This is a genomic window from Pseudarthrobacter sp. P1, assembly GCF_050156935.1.
GTDB lineage: Bacteria > Actinomycetota > Actinomycetes > Actinomycetales > Micrococcaceae > Specibacter.
The window spans coordinates 2,793,511-2,815,288 of record NZ_CP189584.1 but is presented as its reverse complement, the minus strand read 5'-3'; the positions used below and the strand labels follow the sequence as shown (position 1 = coordinate 2,815,288).

At 69.3% G+C, this 21,778-nt stretch carries 21 protein-coding genes; 13 read left to right on the top strand and 8 right to left on the bottom strand.

Features of this window, described 5'->3' with window-relative positions; genetic code table 11:
* The first annotated feature begins 22 nt into the window (after window positions 1-22).
* Both ACQCSX_RS13280 and ACQCSX_RS13275 read left to right on the top strand, forming a co-directional pair.
* On the top strand, window positions 23-346 hold the full coding sequence (locus ACQCSX_RS13280; RefSeq protein WP_427015780.1) for a hypothetical protein: 324 nt from the start codon (window positions 23-25) through the stop codon (window positions 344-346).
* The gene (locus ACQCSX_RS13275; protein WP_427015779.1) at window positions 343-1,920 is read left to right on the top strand and encodes a hypothetical protein; all 1,578 of its coding nucleotides are present in this window, start codon (window positions 343-345) and stop codon (window positions 1,918-1,920) included. The genes ACQCSX_RS13280 and ACQCSX_RS13275 overlap by 4 nt, the downstream gene beginning before the upstream one ends.
* 3 nt (window positions 1,921-1,923) lie before the next feature.
* Here ACQCSX_RS13275 and ACQCSX_RS13270 read toward each other — a convergent pair whose 3' ends face one another.
* Window positions 1,924-2,334: a phage holin family protein gene (locus ACQCSX_RS13270; protein WP_427015778.1), complete on the bottom strand. Its 411-nt coding sequence runs from the start codon at window positions 2,332-2,334 to the stop codon at window positions 1,924-1,926.
* Between the two features lie 62 nt (window positions 2,335-2,396).
* Here ACQCSX_RS13270 and ACQCSX_RS13265 point away from each other — a divergent pair, with 62 nt between their 5' ends.
* From ACQCSX_RS13265 to ACQCSX_RS13250, 4 genes are all read left to right on the top strand, one after another.
* Window positions 2,397-3,518 (top strand): histidinol-phosphate transaminase, encoded by a 1,122-nt coding sequence (locus tag ACQCSX_RS13265; RefSeq protein ID WP_427015777.1) that lies wholly within the window; start codon window positions 2,397-2,399, stop codon window positions 3,516-3,518.
* 145 nt (window positions 3,519-3,663) lie between these two features.
* The gene (gene pdhA, locus ACQCSX_RS13260; protein WP_427015776.1) at window positions 3,664-4,902 is read left to right on the top strand and encodes a pyruvate dehydrogenase (acetyl-transferring) E1 component subunit alpha; all 1,239 of its coding nucleotides are present in this window, start codon (window positions 3,664-3,666) and stop codon (window positions 4,900-4,902) included.
* On the top strand, window positions 4,899-5,873 hold the full coding sequence (locus ACQCSX_RS13255) for an alpha-ketoacid dehydrogenase subunit beta (RefSeq protein WP_427015775.1): 975 nt from the start codon (window positions 4,899-4,901) through the stop codon (window positions 5,871-5,873). The genes pdhA and ACQCSX_RS13255 overlap by 4 nt, the downstream gene beginning before the upstream one ends.
* A gap of 11 nt (window positions 5,874-5,884) precedes the next feature.
* Entirely contained in the window at window positions 5,885-7,285 is a 1,401-nt protein-coding gene (locus ACQCSX_RS13250; RefSeq protein WP_427015774.1) for a dihydrolipoamide acetyltransferase family protein, read from the top strand.
* 111 nt (window positions 7,286-7,396) lie between these two features.
* On the opposite strand, the gene ACQCSX_RS13245 is transcribed toward ACQCSX_RS13250, so the two are convergent.
* The 3 genes from ACQCSX_RS13245 to ACQCSX_RS13235 all read right to left on the bottom strand — a co-directional run bounded on the left by ACQCSX_RS13245 (window position 7,397) and on the right by ACQCSX_RS13235 (window position 10,154).
* Window positions 7,397-8,689: a PLP-dependent aminotransferase family protein gene (locus ACQCSX_RS13245; RefSeq protein WP_427015773.1), complete on the bottom strand. Its 1,293-nt coding sequence runs from the start codon at window positions 8,687-8,689 to the stop codon at window positions 7,397-7,399.
* Between the two features lie 68 nt (window positions 8,690-8,757).
* A complete protein-coding gene (locus tag ACQCSX_RS13240; RefSeq protein WP_427015772.1) occupies window positions 8,758-9,366 on the bottom strand; it encodes a GerMN domain-containing protein in 609 nt (202 codons plus the stop codon).
* A 227-nt stretch (window positions 9,367-9,593) separates the two neighbouring features.
* Window positions 9,594-10,154, bottom strand: coding sequence for an NAD(P)H-dependent oxidoreductase (locus tag ACQCSX_RS13235; RefSeq protein WP_427015771.1), 561 nt, complete (start codon window positions 10,152-10,154; stop codon window positions 9,594-9,596).
* 116 nt (window positions 10,155-10,270) lie between these two features.
* Here ACQCSX_RS13235 and ACQCSX_RS13230 point away from each other — a divergent pair, with 116 nt between their 5' ends.
* Window positions 10,271-10,885, top strand: a complete 615-nt coding sequence (locus ACQCSX_RS13230; RefSeq protein WP_427015770.1) for a TetR/AcrR family transcriptional regulator — start codon at window positions 10,271-10,273, stop codon at window positions 10,883-10,885.
* 85 nt (window positions 10,886-10,970) lie between these two features.
* Here the strand turns inward: ACQCSX_RS13230 and ald are convergent, their stop codons facing one another.
* The gene (ald, locus tag ACQCSX_RS13225) at window positions 10,971-12,083 is read right to left on the bottom strand and encodes an alanine dehydrogenase (RefSeq protein WP_427015769.1); all 1,113 of its coding nucleotides are present in this window, start codon (window positions 12,081-12,083) and stop codon (window positions 10,971-10,973) included.
* Window positions 12,084-12,307: 224 nt separating this feature from the next.
* On the opposite strand from ald, the gene ACQCSX_RS13220 reads away from it, so the two are divergent.
* Complete coding sequence (locus tag ACQCSX_RS13220; RefSeq protein WP_427015768.1) at window positions 12,308-13,549, top strand: PucR family transcriptional regulator; 1,242 nt, start codon at window positions 12,308-12,310, stop codon at window positions 13,547-13,549.
* A 37-nt stretch (window positions 13,550-13,586) separates the two neighbouring features.
* Entirely contained in the window at window positions 13,587-14,243 is a 657-nt protein-coding gene (locus tag ACQCSX_RS13215) for a hypothetical protein (RefSeq protein WP_427015767.1), read from the top strand.
* A gap of 56 nt (window positions 14,244-14,299) precedes the next feature.
* Here the strand turns inward: ACQCSX_RS13215 and ACQCSX_RS13210 are convergent, their stop codons facing one another.
* Window positions 14,300-14,701 carry a helix-turn-helix domain-containing protein gene (locus ACQCSX_RS13210; protein WP_427015766.1) on the bottom strand — a complete coding sequence of 134 codons (402 nt, stop codon included), beginning with the start codon at window positions 14,699-14,701 and terminating at the stop codon, window positions 14,300-14,302.
* Between the two features lie 157 nt (window positions 14,702-14,858).
* On the opposite strand from ACQCSX_RS13210, the gene ACQCSX_RS13205 reads away from it, so the two are divergent.
* Window positions 14,859-15,884, top strand: coding sequence for a Gfo/Idh/MocA family protein (locus tag ACQCSX_RS13205; RefSeq protein ID WP_427015765.1), 1,026 nt, complete (start codon window positions 14,859-14,861; stop codon window positions 15,882-15,884).
* 17 nt (window positions 15,885-15,901) lie between these two features.
* Here ACQCSX_RS13205 and ACQCSX_RS13200 read toward each other — a convergent pair whose 3' ends face one another.
* Window positions 15,902-17,572 carry an MDR family MFS transporter gene (locus tag ACQCSX_RS13200; protein ID WP_427015764.1) on the bottom strand — a complete coding sequence of 557 codons (1,671 nt, stop codon included), beginning with the start codon at window positions 17,570-17,572 and terminating at the stop codon, window positions 15,902-15,904.
* 177 nt (window positions 17,573-17,749) lie between these two features.
* On the opposite strand from ACQCSX_RS13200, the gene ACQCSX_RS13195 reads away from it, so the two are divergent.
* The 3 genes from ACQCSX_RS13195 (at window position 17,750) to ACQCSX_RS13185 (ending at window position 20,295) form a co-directional block, all read left to right on the top strand.
* Window positions 17,750-19,033, top strand: coding sequence for an MFS transporter (locus ACQCSX_RS13195; RefSeq protein ID WP_427015763.1), 1,284 nt, complete (start codon window positions 17,750-17,752; stop codon window positions 19,031-19,033).
* Window positions 19,034-19,124: 91 nt separating this feature from the next.
* Entirely contained in the window at window positions 19,125-19,790 is a 666-nt protein-coding gene (locus tag ACQCSX_RS13190; protein ID WP_427015762.1) for a heme oxygenase (biliverdin-producing), read from the top strand.
* Between the two features lie 4 nt (window positions 19,791-19,794).
* Window positions 19,795-20,295, top strand: a complete 501-nt coding sequence (locus tag ACQCSX_RS13185) for a DUF456 domain-containing protein (RefSeq protein ID WP_427015761.1) — start codon at window positions 19,795-19,797, stop codon at window positions 20,293-20,295.
* Here the strand turns inward: ACQCSX_RS13185 and ACQCSX_RS13180 are convergent.
* Window positions 20,285-21,763: a S10 family peptidase gene (locus tag ACQCSX_RS13180; protein WP_427015760.1), complete on the bottom strand. Its 1,479-nt coding sequence runs from the start codon at window positions 21,761-21,763 to the stop codon at window positions 20,285-20,287. The genes ACQCSX_RS13185 and ACQCSX_RS13180 overlap by 11 nt on opposite strands.
* Window positions 21,764-21,778: the final 15 nt, after the last annotated feature.

Below are 21,778 nucleotides of genomic sequence, written 5' to 3'. Positions count from 1 at the left end.
CTCACTGGCGGCAAGGTGGCGTGTGGGCGCCGACGCAGAAGGGGAGGAAGCAATGTCGGTTCCGGCTTTTGCACCGCAGCCACGCTCGGCGGACATGGCGGCGTTGGCTGCGCGGTTGTTTGAGGCGGCCGATGCGGTCGACAGCCTGCGGCGCCGCCTGCATAATGCCGGGCAGGTGGCTTGGACGGGGACGGCATCGGCGGCGTTCCAGAAGGTGCTGGCGGAGCGCGGGGCCGAGCTGGCGGCAGCGGCCAACGAGCTATCGCTTGCCTCGGACCTGGTCCAGCAGTATTCGTTCCACCTATGGCAAGCGGAATCCACCAGCGCGGTGGAGGCCCTCCCGTGACCGGCACGGCCTCCACCTGCGGGTTGTCCAGCGACCGGTCCATCACAATGGAGCTGGAAACCATCGCCGTCATTGGGGTTTCCATCGGTGTGATTGCCCGTGAACTCGAGGCGACGGAGGCTTCGGTGCGCTCGCTGCGGCACCAGCTCGAACACGCCGCCGCGGGCGCCCAGCTGTACCCGGGGGAGGCCATTGCGGCCACCCGGCTGTCCACCACCCGCTGCGAACTGGCCCGGGACCATGTCAGCACCTTGGCCGAGGCCGCCCGGACGGCGGCGGCGAGGTATGCGCAGGCGGAGCGGGACAATGTGCGGTGGACGGCACTGCAGCGCGCGCACAGTGCCTGGTCCCAGGGGTTGGAGCTGCGTTTCGCCGGGCCGCTGGCACCACTGGTGGCCTGGGGTCAAGCGGACTCCTTCCTGCGGGAGGCCAAACGCGACGGGCTGCGCCACGCCGGCATGGCGGCCATGGCGCAGGCGCCCGGCTACCTGGCCGCCCTGTTCGGACTTGATCTGGGCTTTGTGCAGCTGGTGGCGGGCTGGACGGGAGCGGGGCGGACGGCCGCACCTACCCAACCGCTGGCCGCAGGGCTGCGGAAGGGGTTGGACGGCGTGGGGGTTTTCCAGCAGGGGGAACTGGCCATGCGGCGGGTGCCGCCGGAGGACTGGGCGGTGAAATACCCGGACGGGCCGTCGGGGCCTGCCGGGTTCCCGGGCCATCTGGGCCGGATCGATGCGCTGGGCGGCTGGGCCGCCGGCGCCACGGCTCCCACCTACCGGGGCGTGGTGTCCGGTTCGGACGACGCCTACGGCGTGGCGCCGTCGTCCATCATCGTCCGCGAGGTGGACCGGGGGGATGGCACCACGCTGTGGATCGTCAACCTGCCCGGAACCGAAGATTGGAGCCTCGATTCGGAAAACATCTGGGACGTCGAGGGTGACCTCGAGGCGATGACTGCCGCACAGAAGGGGGAATTCAAGCAGAAGAACGTTCTGGTGGCGGAGCTGGTCAAGGCGGCGCTCGCGGCGTCGGGGGCGGTGGCGGGGGAGGATGTACTGCTCACGGGCCACAGCGGAGGTGGCATCCATGCTGCGGCGATGGCCTCGGACCCCGCGTTCCTGGCGGAGGTCAACGTGAAGATGGCCATCATCGCCGGCGCCCCGGCGGCCGGCAACGTGCCCGGGCCGGGCGTGGAGGTGGTGGACTTCGAGAACACCAACGACATCGTCACCGCGGCTGCCGGTGGAGAGCCGGCGCAGACGGAGAACTGGACCACTGTGGTGTCGGGTCCACGGCCCGGCGCGGACACGGCGGGCCTGCTCAGCGTGGCGAAGACTGCGCATGAAATAGGCGGGTATCTGGACGACGCCGGCGCCCTGGACGCCAGCAGCGATCCCGCCTACGCGGCGCCCAAGGCGAAGCTTGACGCGCTGCTGGGACCGGCGGCCGTCGCAACCGGTGTGCTGGCATACAAGCAGTATGTCTACGAGGGGAAGGACGTGCCCAAGCCGCCCCCGCCGCCACGGCGCCCGGAACCCCGCCCGGAGGTGCGCCGGTGGCAGGAGGGGAGGTAGGTGCTACCGCCGGTTCAGGCCTGTCAGCGACGTGGCGATGGTGGAGAACAGGCTCATCAGCAAGGCCGCGAGCACGGCGGACCAGAAGAACGTGTCGATGGTGAACTGCACCGGCGTGTAGCTGGTCAGCCAGGAGGTCAGCCACAGCATGGCGGCATTGACCACCGCCGCGAACAGGCCCAGCGTCAGGATGGTGACAGGCAGCGAGAGGATCTTCACCACCGGCTTGACCAGGGCATTGACCACGCCAAACACCAGCCCGACAAAGACGAACGCCAGGGCCGTCCCGAGGGTGGTGTTGCCTCCGGTCAACTGGTCGGTGCCGGAGTCCACCATGTCGACGCCGGGCAGGATGACGGTGACGAGCCACAGAGCCACGGCATTGATCAGGACGCGTGCAATGAAAGTACCCATGCGGCAATACTTCCACAGCGTCCCCTCCCGCGTGCCCCGCCGGGCAGGTCTAGGCTGGGGGCATGAGCACCGGGACCCCATCGGACACCCCTGGCATTGGGCCGCGGCCCGTGGTGGCGCGGCTCCCGCGCTATGTGGCGGGCAAGCCGCCCGTGGAGATCCCCGGGTTGCGGAGCTACAAGCTCTCCTCCAATGAAAATGCGTTGGATCCGCTGCCAGAGGTCTTGGCGGCCATCGCCGGCCAGCGGGACATCAACAGGTACCCGGACAGCTTGGCCACCGTGCTGCGCGAGGCCGTCGGAGGATTCCTGGGCGTCCCGGCGGACGACGTCGTCGCCGGCGCCGGCAGCCTGGGCGCCCTGAACCAGGTCCTGGCGGCCTTCGCGGGCCAGAACGCGGACGGCAGCCAGGACGAGGTGGTCTATGCCTGGCGGTCGTTTGAGGCCTACCCGATCAGTGTGGGACTGGCCGGGGCATGCGGGATCCAGGTGCCGCTGCGCCCGGACGGCACCCACGACCTGGCGGCCATGGCCGCCGCCGTCACGCCCCGGACCAGGGTGGTGCTGCTGTGCACGCCCAACAATCCCACGGGACCGGTCTTGAAAATGGCCGAGACCGAGGCCTTTCTGGCCGGCCTCCCGGCGCAGGTGCTCGTGGTGCTGGACGAGGCCTATCTGGAGTTTGTCCGCGACCCCGCGGCCGCCGACGGCTTGGGCCTGTACCACAGGCACCCGAACGTGGTGCTGCTGCGCACGTTCTCCAAGGCCCACGGGCTGGCGGGGCTGCGCGTGGGCTATTCCATCTCCCATCCGCAGGTCACCCCCTACCTGCGTGCCGCCGCCACGCCCTTTGCCGTCTCCACCGTGGCCCAGCATGCGGCGGTGGCCTCGCTGGCCCATTTTGGCCAGGTTGTAGAAAGAGCACAAAGCATTGTGGACGAGCGCGGGCGCGTGGTGCGGGGGCTGGCCGGGCTGGGCTGGGACATTCCCGAGGCCCAGGGGAACTTTGTCTGGCTTCCGCTGGGGGGCCGCAGCGCCGGATTCGCGGGGCTGGCCCAGGCGCGGGCCCTGTCCGTGCGGGCCTTCGACGGCGACGGCGTGCGGGTCACCATTGGCGAACCTGAGGCCAACACCCGTTTCCTGGAGCTCTGTGCCTCCTATACAAAAGAGCCCGCGGGTTCCTAGCGGTTCACAGGCGGCCAATGGGTCCAAGGCCCGATACAGTGGTAAATCGAAACGATAAATATATGCGCCAGATGGAATGCATTCCGTGCGGCGCATATATCAGACCCATGTGCTGTTGTGCAGATGCGGCAGACGAGGAGACGGTATGAGCGCTGCTGAACTACCCACCACCGAGTTCGACGAACCCCAGGACGCGGTCCTTCCCGCGCCACGGGCGGCGGACAGCTCCGCGGCGCTGGCATCCAGCAGCGTTGACCAGGCGGACATGGTCCAGCTCCTGGATGAGCAGGGCCAGTTGCACCACGACCCGGCCTTCAGCCCCTACATCGAGGCACTGGACGCCGAGGCGCTGCGCGGTTTCTACCGCGACATGGCCGTGGCCCGCCGCTTCGACGCCGAGGCCACGGCGCTCCAGCGCCAGGGCGAGCTGGCCCTGTGGGTTCCGCTCACCGGACAGGAAGGTGCCCAGGTGGGCTCCGGACGTGCCAGCAAGAAGGCCGACTACCTCTTCCCCACCTACCGCGAGCACGCCGTCGCACTGACCCGCGGGCTGGACCTGGCGGATCTGCTCAAGCTCTTCCGCGGCGTCTCCAACGGCGGCTGGGATCCGCGCGAGACCAATTTCCACCTCTACACGCTGGTGCTGGCCGCGCAGACGCTGCACGCCGTCGGCTATGCCATGGGCATCCAGCGCGACATCAAGGCGGACCCTTCCACCGAGCCGGGCGCGGTTGTTGCCTACTTCGGCGACGGCGCCAGCTCCGAGGGCGATGTCCACGAGGCGATGGTTTTCGCCGCGTCCTACCAAGCGCCGGTGGTGTTCTTCTGCCAGAACAACTACTGGGCCATTTCCGTTCCCTTCGAGGTGCAGTCGCGCGTCCCCCTGGTCAACCGGGCCAGCGGCTACGGCTTCCCCGGCATCCGGGTGGACGGCAACGACATCCTGGCCGTGCACGCCGTCACCTCCTGGGCCTTGGAGCACGCGCGCTCCGGCAAGGGGCCGGTGCTGATCGAGGCCTCCACCTACCGGCTGGGCGCCCACACCACCGCCGATGACCCCACCAAGTACCGGATGGCCGCCGAAGAGGAAATCTGGCGCGCCAAGGACCCGGTGGCCCGCTATGAGGCCTACCTGCGCTCCGCCGGCCTGGCCGACGACGCGTTCTTTGCGACCGTCGCCGCCGAGGGAGACGAGCTGGCCAGCTACGTCCGCAAGGCCGTGCTGACCATGGAGAACCCGGACATCCGGGACAAGTTTGCCAATGTCTACGGAGCCCCGCACGCGCTGGTGGCCGAGGAATTGGCGTGGTTTGAGAAGTACCAGGCATCCTTCCTCGACGCGGATTCCGTCGAGGGTGCCCAGAACGAAGGCGGTGCCGCATGACCACCATGACCATTGCCAAGGCCATCAACGAGGGCCTGCGCGCCACCTTGGCGAAGAACCCCAAGAGCTTCCTGATGGGCGAGGACATCGGCTCCCTCGGCGGCGTCTACCGGGTCACCGAGGGGCTGAAGAAGGAATTCGGCGCGGACCGCGTCATGGACACGCCGCTGGCCGAGTCGGGCATCATCGGCACCGCCATCGGCATGGCCCTGCGCGGGCACCAGCCCATCTGCGAGATCCAGTTCGACGGCTTCGTCTTCCCCGGCTTCAACCAGATCACCACGCAGCTGGCCAAGATCCGCACCCGCAGCAACGGCATGCTCAGCGCCCCCGTGGTCATCCGCATCCCGTACGGCGGCGGCATCGGCTCCATCGAGCACCACTCCGAATCACCGGAGGCGCTCTTTGCGCACACGCCCGGACTGCGCATCATCACGCCGTCGAACGCCCACGACGCCTACTGGATGATCCAGCAGGCCGTCGAGTGCCCGGACCCGGTGATCGTGTTCGAGCCCAAGCGCCGCTACTGGCTCAAGGGCGAGGTGGACACCGAGGCCACCCCGATGGATCCGTTCAAGGCCCAGGTGGTCCGCGAGGGCACCGATGCCACGGTGGTGGCCTACGGCCCGCTGGTGCCGGTGGCCCTGGCCGCCGCCAATGCCGCGGCCGAGGACGGCCACAGCGTGGAGGTCATCGACCTGCGTTCCATCTCGCCAATCGACTTTGACACCGTCACGGCATCGGTGGAGAAGACCGGCCGCCTGGTGGTGGCCCACGAGGCACCCACCTTCGGCGGCATTGGCGGCGAAATCGCGGCCCGCATCAGCGAACGCAGCTTCTACGCCCTTGAGGCTCCGGTGATCCGCGTGGGCGGCTTCCACATGCCCTATCCGGTGGCCCGCGTCGAGGAGCACTACCTGCCCGACATCGACCGCATTCTTGAGGCGCTCGACCGCGCCCTGGCCTACTAGGGAGGCGCGCAATGACCACGCTGAACACCTTCAAACTGCCCGATGTTGGCGAAGGCCTGACCGAGGCGGAAATCGTCTCGTGGAAGGTCAAGCTGGGCGACGTCGTCGCCATCAATGACGTCCTGGTGGAGATCGAGACCGCCAAGTCCATTGTGGAGCTGCCGTCCCCGTACGCCGGGCTGGTGGCCCAGCTGCTGGTGGAGGAAGGCGAGACCGTTCCGGTGGGCACGCCCATCATCAGCATCGGCTCCGAGCTCCCGGCCGCCGCGGCCGTGCCGCAACAGCGCGTTCCCGCTGGGGCTGACCTGCACCCGCACGCCCTGGACGCCAAGGTCCGGCCCTCCGAGGCCGACGCCGGAACCAAGCCGCTGGTGGGCTCGGGCCCGATGGCCGACGCCGTCCACCGCCGCCCGCGCCGCGGCGCCGCATCCGCAGCGCCTGCGGCCCCTGCCGTCGTCGCACCCGTGGCGCCGGCCCCGGCCGCCCCGGCCGTTGCCGCTGCGACGGCGGAGGATGAGGCGCGTGCCCGCGTGCTGGCCAAGCCGCCGGTCCGCAAGGCCGCCAAGGACCTGGGCATCAATCTGGCCGACGTCTCGCCCACCGGGCAGCGCGGCGAGGTGACCAAGAAGGACCTGCTCAGCTACCAGGAGCAGCGCGCCAACGAACAGGCCGCCGCCGGCACGTTCTGGCAGCAGGCCCCGGCCGGCTCCCCCGCGCAGGAGCAGCGGATCGAGCGGATCAAGGTCAAGGGCGTGCGCAAGGCCACCGCCAAGGCCATGGTCGAGAGCGCGTTCTCCGCCCCGCATGTGTCCATCTTTGTGGACGTGGATGCCTCGCGCACCATGGAATTCGTCAAGCGGCTGAAGGTCAGCCGCGATTTCGAGGGCATCAAGGTCTCGCCGCTGCTGATCCTGGCCAAGGCGGTCATCTGGGCCGCCGCGCGGAATCCCTCGGTTAATGCGACCTGGACGGGCGACGAGATCATCGTCAAGCACTTCATGAACCTGGGCATCGCCGCAGCCACCCCGCGCGGGCTCATGGTGCCCAACATCAAGGACGCGCAGGACCTCTCCCTGAAGGAGCTGGCGATCGCGCTGAACGATCTGGCCATGCGTGCGCGGGCGGGCAAGACGCAGCCGGCGGAGATGCAGGGCGGCTCGCTGACCATCACCAACATCGGCGCCCTGGGCATCGACACGGGCACGCCCATCATCAACCCGGGCGAGGTGGCGATCGTCGCGTTCGGCACCATCAAGCAGAAGCCCTGGGTGCTGGACGGTGAGGTCATTCCGCGCTGGATCACCACGCTGGGCGGCTCCTTCGACCACCGCGTGGTGGATGGGGACCTGTCGGCCCGCTTCATGGCCGACGTCGCCGCCATCATGGAGGAGCCCGCACTCCTGCTCGAGTAGGTCCGCACCTGCCGCGGCCGGCGCCGGGTTTGGTCGGCGAGGCGTGCCTACACAAAACCCGGCTCTGGCCGCTTGTGGGGGCTCATGCCTCTGCGGGCAACGCGCTGAGCCTCAGCCAATCGCTGCCTTGAGTACGGGGGCCAGGCGCTTGACCCCCTCGCGGATGTTCTCGGCGGTGGCGGCGCTGAAGGCCAGGCGCAGCTTGTTGCTGGGGCCCGCGGCCGAGGTGAATGCGGCGCCCGGAACGAACACCACACCGGCGTCGATGCCCTGGTAGAGCAGCGGATAGGTGTCCACGCCCTCGGGCAGGGTGAGCCAGACGAAGAAGCCGCCGGTGGGCGTCGTCCAGCCGACGCCGTCGGGCATGAACTCGGCCAGGGCGTCCAGCATGGCCTCGCAGCGGCTCCGGTAGAGCTCGCGGTAGGTCTGGATCTGGCCCTGCCAGTCGTAGCCGCGCAGGTAGGCGCTGACCAGCATCTGGTTGAACGACGGCGGGCACAAGGTGACGGCCTCGCTGGCCAGGTAGAAGCGCTGCTTCAGGTGCGCCGGCACCAGCGCCCAGCCGATCCGCAGACCCGGGGCGAAGATCTTGGAGAACGAACCCAGATACAGTACATCGTCAGGGTTGTTGGCGCGCAGCGGGGCCGCCAGTTGGCCGTCAAACTTCAGCAGGCCGTAGGGGTTGTCCTCCAGCACCAGAATATTCGCCTCGCGGCATATGTCCACGATCTCCTGGCGGCGGGACGGGGCCAGCGTGACGCCGGAGGGGTTGTTGAAGTTGGGGATGGTGTAGAGCAGCTTGATGGACTTGCCCGCTGCCGCCAGCTCGGCAATCCGCTCGCGCAGGGCGGCCGGTACCAGTCCGTCGCCGTCCACGGCCACCGGCTGGACATCCACCTGGTAGGCCTCGAAGGTGTTCAGCGCGCCCACATAGGTGGGGTCCTCGATCAGCACCACATCGCCCGGGTTGCAGAAGACCTTCGCGGCGACGTCCTGCGCCGATTGCGAGCCGGCGGTGATGACCACATTCTCCGGATCGGCGTCGGTGATGCCCTCGGCGGCCATGACCTCGCAGATCTGGCGGCGCAGCTCCAAGGTGCCCTGCCCGCCGCCGTACTGCAGCGCCTCCATGCCATGCTCGGCAATGATGGCCGCGGCGGTCTGGCCCAGGCGCTCCAGTGGCAGGGACTGCAGGTATGGGTTGCCGCCGGCCAGCGACACGAGGCCGGGCTGCATGGAAATCTCGAAGACGTCCCTGACGGCCGACTGTTTGATGTTGGCCGCCCGCTCCGAGAACAGGGCCTCGTGCGGGTGGGTTCGGGCGGTGGCGCGGGCCAGTGCGTCAACGGTCTCTTCGGAAAGCTGTTCTGCGGCGTCATTGGCGCGGGATGCACTGGTAGTCACCGATTCAGGATAGCGCCCGGTTGCCAAATAGGCATCAAAAGTTTTTTCTGGCCGCCTTCCCGCCCGGGCTACTTCAGGCTCAGGGCATCCTTCAGGGGCACACCCTTGTAGGTGATGTCCACGGTGGCGCTGCCCGCGGCAGCCTGGGCCGTCAAGGTCAATTGGGCGATGATCCGGGGCGTGTCGCATTCGCCGCCTTGGACAAAATCACCGCTCAGGGCCACCGTCACGGTGCCGCCGGAGCGGGTGACGGAGTCCAGCACCAGGCTCGATTGCCACAGCGTGTTGTCCAGTCCGGATTGGCCCAGCTGCGGGTCGTGGAGGGAGAGCAGTTCGGTCATGGCGCCCGCCACGGGATCGGTGAACGTCACCGGCCCGGAGGAGGTGCCAACGGCGCTGTCGCCGCAGCCCACCTTGGGGCCGGAGGCGCCGTTGTCGTTGAGGGCGATGAAGTACAGGGTCAAGGGGGCAGTGGTGGGGGTGCCCGACGTCGGCTGCTGGGTGGGGCTGGTTGTGCCGGGACCGGTGGTGCCTCCGGAGGTGGCCGAGGGGGCGGGTGCGCTGCTGGAGCTGGAGTTGGTGCTCGGGGCCGGACTGGGAGAAGTGCCCGTGCAGGCGGCCAGGGCGAGGGCTGCCGCCGCCGCGGCTGCCAGGGCGGCGATGCTGAATCTGTTCACGGGACCCCTCCAATTTCCCCCTGCCATGGCACCTCCGCCAGTGGCGCGGAGCAGTGCGAATGGTGGCTTGAGCATAGGCCTGCCGTACGGACCGGGGGAGGGGTGCGTGCAAAGTGCGGCCCAATTGCAACGCGGGTACGCGTTGGTGAACGGCATGGATGCCGCGGTTAAGCACAGAGGGGGTCCGCCATTCCGGCGGACCCCCTCTGTGCTGCTGCGGGTGGAGCCTAGGCGGCTGCGGTGCTGGCGGCAGCCAGGGTCGCCATGACCTCTGCCACCTGGCCGGCAACCTCGGCGTCGTCGGTCGGGTGGGTCTCGGCGAAGCGGACCACGGAGTTGGCCACGGACAGCTTGGCGTCCTCAACCACCTTGGCGCCGGCGATGGCCAAGGACTTGCGGGCGTCGTCGTGCGCCCACACGCCACCGAACTGGCCAAAGGCGGTGCCGATCACGGCGGCGGGCTTGCCGGCGACGGCGCCTGCACCGTACGGGCGGGACAGCCAGTCAATGGCGTTCTTGAGCACGGCGGGCATGGTGCCGTTGTGCTCGGGGGAGACCACCAGGAAGGAATCGGCGGCATTGGCGGCCTCGCGCAGCTTGGCGGCTGCGGCGGGGACGGAGCCCTCAACGTCGATGTCCTCGTTGTAGAAGGGGACGTCGGCCAGGCCTTCGTAGATGGTGACGTCGACGCCGGCCGGGGCCAGGCTTGCGGCGGTCTGGGCGAGCTGGGCATTGGTGGAGCCGGTGCGGAGGCTGCCAACGAGGGTCAAAACGTTCGTGGTGGTCACAGGGGATTCCTTTGTGTAGCCGTCATGGATGCGCTGGACGTTGATAGGCTCGTCGAACAGCTCATTGGTCTAAACGGACCGCAGTCCGCTTTCTATTCCGCGAGGGGGAAATTCTTTTGAGTGATCTGCGTCTCATTCCCTTGGGCGGCCCGTCGGACCCCGCCGGGCTGCGCGGGGATGCCCTGCGGAACAGGGAACTGCTGCTGGCCGCCGCGGTGGGCATCATCGCCCGCGACGGCGCCTCAGCCCTCACCATGGACGGTCTGGCCGCAGCGGCCGGAGTGGGCAAGGGAACGGTCTTCCGGCACTTTGGCAGCCGCTCCGGGCTGATGCTGTCGCTGCTGACCCATTCCGAGGCCGAATTCCAGCGCGCGTTCCTCTCCGGCCCGCCGCCGCTGGGCCCGGGGGCCGCGCCCGCGGCGAGGCTGAAGGCCTTCGGCCGGGCCGCCGTCGACCGTTTTGCCGCCGTCGGCGACCTCCAGCTGGCGGCCTTCACCGGCAATGCAAACCCCTACGAGGTGCCGGCCTTCAACGTGCTGCGCCAGCACGTATCAATGCTGCTGCGCCGCGGCGGACTGGCGGGCGACGCCGATCTGGTGGCCTATACGCTGCTCGCCACGATCGAGCCGCCGGCGCTGGCCCGGCAGCTGCGCGGTCTGGGCATGCCGGCGGAGCGGATCACCGCGCACTGGGACTTCCTGGTGGACGCACTCCTCCCCGAGACCCCTTAAACCCCTCGCGAGCCGTCATTTGTGGGCAGTGTTGGGGTGCAACACTGCCCACAAATGACGGCTCGCGAGGGGCGCGGGTGGGTGCTTAGACCAGCGCGGCCCAGTCTTGGGCCAGCGGCAGGTTGTGCGCGGTGGAGACGGAGTGGTGCGTGACCTGGCCGGCGGCGACGTTCAGGCCGGCGGCCAGCGCCGGGTCGGCGGCCAGGGCGGACTTGACGCCCTTCTCGGCCAGGGCGACGGCGTAGCGCAGGGTGACGTTGGTCAGCGCGTAGGTGGAGGTGTTGGGCACCGCGCCGGGCATGTTGGCCACGCAGTAGAACAGCGAGTTGTGGACCTTGAACGTGGGGTTCTCGTGCGTGGTCGGGTGCGTGTCCTCGAAGCAGCCGCCCTGGTCCACGGCGATGTCCACCAGCACCGAGCCGGGCTTCATCTTCGCCACCAGGGCGTTGGTGACCAGCTTGGGCGCCTTCGCCCCGGGGATCAGCACGGAACCGATCACCAGGTCCGCCTCGACCACGGAGCGTTCGATCTCGAAGGCGTTCGAGGCGACCGTCTTGAGCCGGCCCTGGTAGATGGCGTCGAGTTCGCGCAGCCGGTTGATGTTGATGTCCAGGATGGTCACGTCCGCCCCGGCGCCCAGCGCCATCGCGGCGGCGTTGGTGCCGGCCACCCCGGCACCGAGGACGACGACCTTGGCCGGGCGGACGCCCGGGACTCCCCCCAACAAGATTCCCGGGCCTCCGGCCGGGGCGGTGAGGCACTGCGCGCCGACCTGCACCGACAGGCGCCCGGCGACCTCGGACATCGGGGCCAGCAGCGGCAGCGCCCGGCCCTCCTGGACGGTTTCGTAGGCGATCGCGGTGATGCCGGAATCGATCAGGGCGGCGGTGAGTGCGGGCTCGGCGGCCAGGTGCAGGTAGGTGAACAGGACCAGGTCCTTGCGGAAATACCCGTATTCGGAGGCGATGGGTTCCTTGACCTTGACCACCATGCCGGCCCGGTTCCAGGCCTCCGCGGCGGTGTCGACGAGTTCGGCGCCGGCGGCGGCGTATTCGTCGTCGGAGATGGACGAGCCGAGCCCGGCGCCGCGTTCGACCAGCACGGTGTGGCCGCGGGAGGTGAACTCGTGGACGCCGGAGGCGGTCATGGCAACGCGGAATTCGTTGTTCTTGATTTCCTTGGGGACACCGATGATCATGGCATTCTTCCTGCTGGTGGCGGGGGCGGAGGCCTCCCGGCTTTATTGCGTTTTTGGTTTTTCCAGATTAGGACGGGCTGTGACCCACCAGACACGAAGGCGGAGAGCGGTGCCGGTGCGATCCATGCCATTCCGGGGTTTTTGTGCCGCGATGGTCGACAAATGTCGAGCCCGGCCGGGTCAAGTGTCGCCTGCTGTCCGGAGGCGCCCCGTAGTCTTTAAGCATGCGCAACGAAGAGGTTGAGGACGTTGTCGAACGCGTGGCCCTCCGGCTGGGCCGCGGACTGTCCCTGGAGGACCTCGACGGCGTGCTGCTGGCCTACAGTTCCAACCAGTCCCATGCGGACCGCGTGCGCGTGAACTTCCTGCTCAGCAAGCGGGTCCCGGCCGACGTCGGCGCCTGGCAGCTCTCGCACGGCATCGCCGCCGCGGTGCGCCCGGTGGTCATCCCCGCGAACGAGGAGCTGGGCATGCTGGGCCGCGTCTGCGTGCCCCTGCTGGTGCGCGGCTTCCGGGTGGGCTACCTCTGGGTGCAGCAGGACGAGGATGAGGTGAGTGCGACGGCGATCCTGGCCCAGCTGCCCGGCGTCCGGGACGAGCTGGACCTGCTGGCGGCCCTGCTGCTGGACTCCAACACCGCCGAATCCGAGCACCGCCGCGCCCGGGAGCAGCTGTTCCTGGCCGCCTGCACCGCGGACAAGGCCGCGCTGGGCGCCGTGTCCGAATGGCCCGAGGTCTACCAGCGCGGCCCCTGGCAGGTGGTGACGGTGCTGGCGGCCCCCGGCGCCCTGCCCGGTGCCGCCGCTCCGCTGGATGCGCACCGCGACCCGCTGGCGGCCACGCTGGTCCAGCGCAGCGCCGGCCTGCAGGCGACCATCGGCGTCGACGATGCCCTGTTCAGCGCCGGCGCGAGCACCCACGCCGTGCTGCTCTTCCGCTCCTCGACCGGCCGGGCCAGCCATGAAACGGTGCTCGGCCGCTTCCACGACGAGCTGGCCAAGCGCACCGGGCTGCCGCCGTCGTCGGTCATCATGGGCATCAGCGAGCCCTTCGGCGCCTTCCGCCACCTGGCCGATGCCTACCGGCAGTCGCGCGTGGCGGCGCAGGCCTCGGCCGTGGACCCGGCACTGGGGCAGCTGGTGGATGTGCGCGCGGCCGGCGTCTACCAACTGCTTTCGGGGCTGGGTGCGGAACCGCCCGGCAGCGTCTTCTACCGCCTGCTCCGCGAGCACGACCGGGTCCATGGCAAGACCGGGCTGCTGCTGCCGGTGCTGGAGCTGCTCTACGACAACGACGGCGCCGTCGCGGATGTCGCCGAGCGGCTGCACCTGCACCGCTCGAGCGTCTACAACCGACTCGGCAAGATCCGCGCGCTGACCGGCGCCGATCCGCTCTCCGGGCGGGTGCGGCTGGAACTGCACCTGGCGCTGAAGGCGGCGCGCTGGGCAACGCGGCCGCGGCTCTGAGCGGCGGCCCGAGGGGATGGCGCGGTAGATTCTCCCCATGGGCCGAAACGCGATTCTGACACCGCTCGTGAAGGACCGGATGCTGGCGCTCGGGTTCCGGAAAAGGGCGGGCCTGGTCTTCACCATGGAGCTTGCACCGGACATCCTGGGCATTGCCGACCTCAACGCCGAGCCCAGCCGATCGGCGGAGGGGGTGTGGGACACCCACCCCGTGCTGGGGATCCGCCACCAGGAGGCCGCCCGGATCGTCGCGCAGCTCACGGGCGTCCGGCCGCACCCCTACAAGGCACCGCCCGTGGCGGCATCGCTGGGGTACCTGATGCCGGAACAGAAATTCACCACGTGGCCGCTGGGCGGCTTTCCGGCCGCCGAGGCCAACGCCGCGGCCATGGTGGACGCCGTCCGCGGCCACGGCCTGCCGTTCCTGCTCGGCCACTCCTCCAGGGAGGCCCTGCTGCGGGCCATCAACCAGCGGATCGGCAGCCCCGAGACCCAGAACCGGACCAGGCCCGTGCTGCTGGCCCTGATGGGCCGCTACGAGGAGGCGGCCCGCGCCATGTCGGCCCTGGCCGATTCCCCGGCCGCGGCTGGCAGCCCCGCTGCGGAGGGCCACCGGCTGTATGCGGCGAATTTCTTCCCGTGGCTGGAAGCCCGGGCTGCCGGGGCGGAAACCGGGGCCGGCACGGACGCCTGACGCCAGGCGCCAGGTGCGCTTGCCGCCGGACACCCGCTGGCCGCACTGCGGTCGGGTCAGCCTTCCGGCGTCGCCTCCGCCTGCGCGCCCGGCACATTCTTCTGCCCCGCCAGCCAGGCCAGCACGTCCTGCCGGCGGATGCGCCGGTGCGAGCCGCGGTACTGCACGGGGATCTCGCCGCGGTCCGTCATGTTCCGCAGGAACGTGTGGCTGATTCCGGCCAGCGCGGCCGCCTGCGAGGTGGTCAGCAGCTCCTCGATGCTGCCCACCGTGACGGCCTCGCCGCGGGACAGCCTCGCCAAAAGGTCGACGACGGCGCCGCGCGCGCCGGCGCCGAGCCGGTGCGCCGTGCCGTCCACGAAGAACGTGACGTCGTGGCTGCCCTCCAGAGCGCGCGCCAGGGCCTCCCGCTCCGCAGGGGGCAGGGAATCGGTGACCTGCGGTTCAACCAGCGTCATGCCAACACTCTCCACTTCAGCCGGCCGCACCCAGTGCGGCGGGATTCATTCCGTTGGCTCCACGGTACCGGGCCTGCGGCACTGCGCCCGTCCGGCCCGGCGGACACCGTCCGACATACAACTGCAGGCCGCCGGGCCCGCCGGTAGGGTGGTGGCCATGACCGCCCCCATCCGCACCGCCGTCGTGGGCTTCGGCCTGGCCGGCAGCGTCTTCCACGCCCCCGCCATCGCCGCCGATCCGCGCTTTTCGCTGGACTTCCTTGTCACCTCCGACCCGGACCGGCAGGCCCAGGCCCGGGCCGCCCATCCGGGGGCCGAAGTGCTGGCCAGCGCCGCGGAATTGTGGGGCCGGGAGCTGGACCTGGTGGTGGTGGCGACCCCGCCGGCCACCCATGTGGCGCTGGCGGAGGCCGCGCTCGACGCCGGTGCCGCCGTCGTCGTCGACAAGCCGTTCACCGTTACGTCGGCCGAGGGCGAGGCGCTGATTGCCAAGGCGGCCGCGGCCGGACAGCTGCTGACCACCTACCAAAACCGGCGCTGGGACGGCGAGTACCTGACACTGAAGAAGCTCATCGCCGAGGGTGCGCTGGGGGAGGTGCGGCGCTTTGAATCGCGCCTGGAGCGCTGGTCCCCGCAGATCGCCAAAGTCTGGAAGGCCGAGGCCACGGCGGCCGACGGCGGCGGGATCCTCTACGACCTCGGCACCCACCTGATCGACCAGGCCCTGCAGCTGTTTGGGCCGGTGCGCCGTGTCTACGGCGAGCTGGACGCACGCCGGCCGCAGGAGAAGGCCGACGACGACGTCTTCGTGGCCCTCGAGCATGAGAGCGGCGTGCGCTCGCACCTGTGGATGAACCTGTCCACACCGCAGCTGGGCCCGCGCTACCGGGTGCTGGGCTCCGAGGCGGCCTACACCAAGGTGGTTCCGGACCAGCAGGAGGCGCAGATCCTGGCCGGCATCCTGCCGGGGGATCCGGACTATGGCGTGGATCCCGAGGCCAATTGGGGTGTGCTGGGCCGCGACGGCGCGCTGGAGAAGGTGCCCACGGAGCCCGGCAATTTTGCCGAGTTCTATGCACTGCTGGCCGCCGCCCTGCGCGACGGCGGCCCGGTGCCGGTGGATCCTGCGGACTCCGTGGCAGCACTGAAGATCATCGAAGCGGTCAGGGCGCAGCAGGGCTAGGTGCTATTCCGGCAGTCCTATTCCGGCAGGGCCGGAGCCTGCCGGGAGTCCACCAGCTTGCCCTTGGGCAGCAGGAAACTGATCAGGAAGGCCACGGCCACCAGCCCCGCCGCGGTGAGCATCACGATGTCGATGGAGTCCGCGAAGCCCGCCCGGATGGGCCGGGTGAGGGTCGCGTTGGCATGGTGCAGCCAGCTGGTGTCGTTGAGCGAGTCCTGGCCGGCGCCGTTCTTGAAGAAATCGAAAAGCTTGGCATTGGCCGGATCCTTCTGCACCGCCGGATCCTTCATGGCCGCGAGGAAGGCCGGGTCCTTCGCCGCGGCGGCCATGCCCGTGCCGATCCTGTCCGAGGCATTGGCAAACAGCATCGAAATGAACACGGCGGTGCCCACCGTGCCGCCCATGGAGCGGAAGAACGCCGCCGTCGAGGTTCCCACGCCCATGTCCTTGGGCGGGACGGACATTTGCATGGACAGCGTGAGCGGCTGCATGCAGAAGCCCAGGCCCAGGCCGAAGGCCACCGTGACGCACCCGGGCACCAGCAGCGGAGTGTCCACGCCCAGCGCCAGCCCCATGGCCAGCGATGACGCGGCCAGGACCAGCGTGCCCAGGATGGGGAAGATCCGGTAGGTGCCCGTGCGGGAGATGGTCTGGCCGCTGGAGATGGAGCCGATCAGGATGCCCACAGTGAACGTGATCATCAGCAGGCCGGCCTCCGTGGGGGTCAGGCCCTTCACCAGCTGCAGGTACATCGGGATCATCGCGATGGCGCCAAACATGCCGATGCCGATGATGAAGTTCAGCAGCGCGGAGAAGCCGAAGGCGGGGATCCGAAAGAAGCGCAGCGGAATCAGCGCGGCGTCGCCGGCCAGCCGTTCCGCCACGATGAACAGCACGATGCCCGCGGCGCCCAGCCCGTAGCAAAGGAGGGAACCGCCGGCCGTCCAGCCCCAGATCCGGCCCTGCTCGGCCACGATCAGCAGCGGCACCAGGGCCAACGTCACGGCGGCGGCGCCAAAGTAGTCGATCTTCTGCGACACGTGCTTGGCGGGGAGGTGCAGGAAGATCCACACCACCACCAGGGCCACGAGGGCAATGGGAATGTTCACCAGGAACACCCAGCGCCAGCCATTGATGCCCAGGATCGAGCTGGTGCCGGCGAAGAAGCCGCCCACCACCGGGCCCAGCACCGAGCTGACGCCAAAGACGGACATGAAGTAGCCCTGGTACTTGCCGCGGTCGCGCAGGGGCACGATGTCGCCGATGATCGCCAGGCCCAGGGCCATCAGGCCGCCGGCGCCCAGGCCCTGGATGCCGCGGGCCACCGCCAGTTCGCCCATGCTGTGCACGCTGCCGGCGTAGATGGAGCCGGCCAAGAAGATACTGATGGCGGTGAGGTACAGCGGGCGCCGGCCAAAGATGTCCGAGAGTTTGCCGTACAGCGGGGTGCTGACGGTGGATGTCACAAGATAGGCCGTGGTGGCCCAGGCCTGCAGCGACAGCCCGTTGAGGTCGTTGGCAATGGTGTAGATGGAGCTGGAGACGATGGTCTGGTCCAGCGAGGCCAGGAACATGCCCAGCAGCAGGCCCACCAGGACTGTCATGATCTGGCGGTGGGTGAACGGGGCGCCATCGGCCCCGGCCCGCGGCTGGGGTGGACGGCGGGCGGCGCTGGTCTTGTTGGACATGGCAGGGCTCCAAGGGGCGGGAATGGTATCGCGGATCGGCAGTCCCTAGGCTACGCGCTGCAGCCCCGGTTGGCGCCCCGACGGGACACATTTGCCGGCACCGGGGTCGGATCCCGCCGGGTGCGGATATTCTGGCGTTCTGGGCGCCGCTGGCGGTGCACGAACCAAGGGGGAATCGTGGCTTTGGAAGCACATTCGGCAAGCGCCGGCAGGGGAGACCTCGTGCCGGGCACGACGGCGCTGGACGAGCCCCAAGTTAACGTCCGGGTCCGCTGGACCACCTCCGTGGTCCTGGTCAACGTGGGCATCAACGCCGCGTTCTTTGGCCCCATCCAGGTGCTGCTGGGCCAGCAGGCCATCGCCCTGGACGAGGCGAACAAGGAGGCCATCCTGGCGCTGGTCACCGGCTGTGGCGCGGCCGTGTCGCTGGTGGCCAATCCGCTGTTCGGCACCTTCTCCGACCGGACCACCTCCCGCTTTGGCCGGCGCATCCCCTGGGTGCTGATCGGGGCCATCCTGGGCGTCATCGGCCTGCTGGGGCTGGCCGGCGCCCCCACCGTGGCGGCCATGGCGGCGCTCTGGTGCCTGGTCCAGCTCGGCTGCAACGGCGCGCTCGCCGCGGTCACCGCCGCCGTGCCGGACCGCGTGCCCATCCGCCAGCGCGGCACGGTGGGCGGCATGGCCTCCATGGGCACGGTGCTGGGCATCCTGGTGGGCGCCGGCATCGCCGCGGCCGTGGGTCTGGACTTTGTGGTGGGCTACTGGCTCTGCGCCGCGGTGCTGGTCCTGGGGATTGTGCCGTACCTGTTTGTGGGCGAGGACCAGCGGCTGGACCCGGCACTGCGCCCGGCCTTTTCCTGGCGGAACTTCTTCACCGGGTTCTGGATCTCCCCGCGGAAATACCCGGACTTTGGCTGGGCCTGGTTGACGCGCTTCCTGGTCAATGTGGGCAACCACCTGGTGACGCTGTACCTGCTGTTCTTCCTGCGCGATGCCGTGGGGTTTGCCGCTCCGGAGGTGGGGGTCTTCTACCTGACGGGCGTCTACGCCGTTCTGACCCTTATTACCGCCGTGATCGGCGGGCGCTGGACGGACCGGGTGGGAAAGCGGAAGCCGTTTGTGATCGGCTCCTCGGCCATCATTGCCCTGGCCGCGCTGATCCTGGCGTTCTTCCCCACCTGGGCGGGTGCGCTTACCGGCGCCGCGGTGCTGGGCGTGGGTTACGGCGCCTACCTGGCCGTGGACTTTGCCCTGCTGACCCAGGTGCTGCCCTCCGCCGCCAGCCGGGGCAAGGATTTGGGCGTGATCAACGTGGCCAATTCGCTGCCGCAGGTGATTGCGCCGCTGGTGGCCTTCCCGCTGGTCTACCTGCTGGGCGGCTACGTGACGCTGTACGTGGTGGCGGCCGTGATTGGGCTGCTCGGTGCGGTGTTCGTGGTGAAGATCAAGGGCGTGGATTGAGGTTTCGGTGACACATTGTCGACAAAAGCTTGACATGGTGTCAGCAAAGTTGATTAGGTAAGGGAAACCTATCCTATTCTGGAGTGTCACGATGAGCGCTTTGCTGTCCGAAGAACTGAAGTCCCACACGGCCTCCGCCCACGCCCGGGCGGAGGAGGCTCCCTTTGTGGCCGAGCTGATGGTCGGCAGGCTCGACGCCGCGGCCTTGGCCAGCCTGCTGGCCCAGAGCCTGCTCATCTACCGCGCCCTGGAGGGCGCCCTTGCCGCCCACGCCGGCCATCCACAGCTGGGAGGTTTCATCGACTCCCGGCTGGACCGCGTGCCGGCGCTGGAGCGGGACCTGGCCTTCCACTACGGACCGGACTGGGAGGCGCAGCTGGCCGACGGGCGGATCGCCGTCGTGCCTGCCACCGCTGCCTACGCCGAGGCCCTCGCCACGATGGGGCGCGAGTCCATCGAGTTCCTGCTGGCGCACCACTACGTCCGCTACATGGGTGACCTCTCCGGCGGCCAGATCATCTCCGCCCTGGTCCAGCGGCACTACGGCATCCCCGCCGAGGGGCTCAATTTCTACCGCTTTGAGCAGATCGAGAAGACCAGGCCGTACAAGGACGAGTACCGGAACCGCCTGGACAGCACCGATTTCAGCCTCGACCAGCGGGACGCCATCCTGGCCTGCGCCGCCGAATCCTTTGAGCTGAACCGCGCCGTGTTCGTGGACCTCGGCGCGCTGGCCGCACAGCCCGCCCGCACATAGCGCCATGGATGCACACGTCATCTGGACCATCATTTGCGGGTTGATGATCGCCGTGGGCGCCACCGGCGTCATCGTTCCGGTGCTGCCGGGCAGCGTGCTCATCGGGCTGGCCCTGCTGGTCTGGGCGCTGGTGGTGGCCCAGCCGGTGGGTTGGATCGTCTTCGGCATCGGTGCCGCCCTGGTGGTGGCCGGGATGCTCTCCAGCGCCGTGCTGACCGGGCGGACCATGAAGGCGCGGCAAATCCCGTCCCGCTCCATCATCGCCGGCCTGGTGCTGGGCATCGTGGGGTTCTTCGTGGTTCCGGTGGTGGGGCTCCTGCTGGGGTTCGCCGTCGGACTCTTCCTGAGCGAATGGGAGCGCCAGCGCGGGTTCAAGCCCGCCCTGGCCTCCAGCGGCGCGGCCCTGAAGGCCACCGGGCTGGGGATCCTGGCGGAGTTCGGCTTCGCCTCGCTGGCGGCCGGCACCTGGGCCCTGGGCGTGCTGGTCTACTTCCTTAGCCGGTGACGAACGCCGCCAGGGCGGCCAGCTGGTCCTCCCGGCACTGGTCCTTGAGGTACATCATGTGCCCGGCCTGGTGGTAGTGGTGGCTGAAGCGGGCCCGGGCGTTGTCGGAGATGTTCAGGTGCGCCCAGACGTACTCCGCCGCGAAGTGGGGCGGGGCGCCGTCGTGGTATCCGTAGTCCACGTGCACCCGCAGGTTTCGGTTGTAGTTCAGCAGCCGCTCCAGATCCCCCGTGACGTCCACGGGCGCGCCCTCAAAGGTCTTGTAGCTCCACGGCTGCACCCGGGCCGTGAGGATCTCGTAGGGAAGATCGTTCTCGTAGCCCAGCTCGGCGCGCACGTAGTGGTTGATCGCCGACGAGTACGGGCCGGTGATGGCGGCCATCGAGGGGTCGTCCCAGTTGACGGAGGCCTGGCCGCGCAGGTGGCGCTGGGTGAAGCGGCCGTCGATCCGGCCCACGGTCAGGCCCTCGGCACGGAGCAGTTCCGCGGAGAATTCGGAGTAGTCCCAGCGCAGGTTGGAGCGCCGGATGAAATCCTCCCCCAGCGTGGTGAGTTCGCTGAGCCGGCGCACGACGCCGTCGAGCTCCTCCGCGGTGAGCCGCGTGCCCTGGCTGAGCGCGTAGCCGAAGTCGCGGGCGGCAAACTCCTCCGCCTCGCGCACCACCTCCTCCAGCCCGCGGCCCGGGTGGCGGCCGTGGAAGTGCGCAATGGCGGCGTAGGTGGGGATGTGCAGGGCATAGGGGGTGTCGCTGCCGGGCTGGAAGTCCAGCGTGGACAGGTTCAGCACGGTGGAGATCAGGCCCAGTCCGTTGACCGCCATCCCGTAGGCGTCGAAAAGCCGCCCGGCCACCGCCACCGCGCGCAGGGTTCCATAGGACTCGCCCACCAGGTACTTGGGGCTGAGCCAGCGGTGGTTGCGCGTGGTCCAGAGCCGGATCACCTCCGCCACCAGGTCCCGGTCCTCGATGAAGGCGTGGAACTCGTCCGCCTTGCCGCCGTCCACCACGCGGGAGAAGCCGGTGTTGACCGGGTCGATCAGCACCAGGTCCGCGTGCTCCAGGATGGTCTGCGGATTGTCGACGACGGCAAACGGGGCCGGGGTGAGCGCGCCGACGTCGCCGCTGTCCACGCGGCGCGGGCCCAGCAGGCCCATGTGCAGCCAGACGCTGGAGGAGCCAGGCCCGCCGTTGAAGGCAAACACCACCGGCCGGGGTGCGGCGGCCTCCGCGGCGCCGTCGTCGTCCTCCTTGACGTAGCTGACCAGAAAGATCTCCGCCTTGGGCTTGAACCCCTTGCTCTTGCCGTCCTTGGCCTCCTCCTGGCGCAGCACCAGCCGGCCGGCCGTGCTGGTGTAGCGCAGGCCGGAGGGGAGGATGTGCGAGCGGCTGGTGAAATCGTCGCTCGCGGGGGCGCCGGCGTCACTGGCGGGGGCATTGGCGGGGGCATCGGAGGTGTGGTCGTGGGCCATGCCCCGAGCCTACTG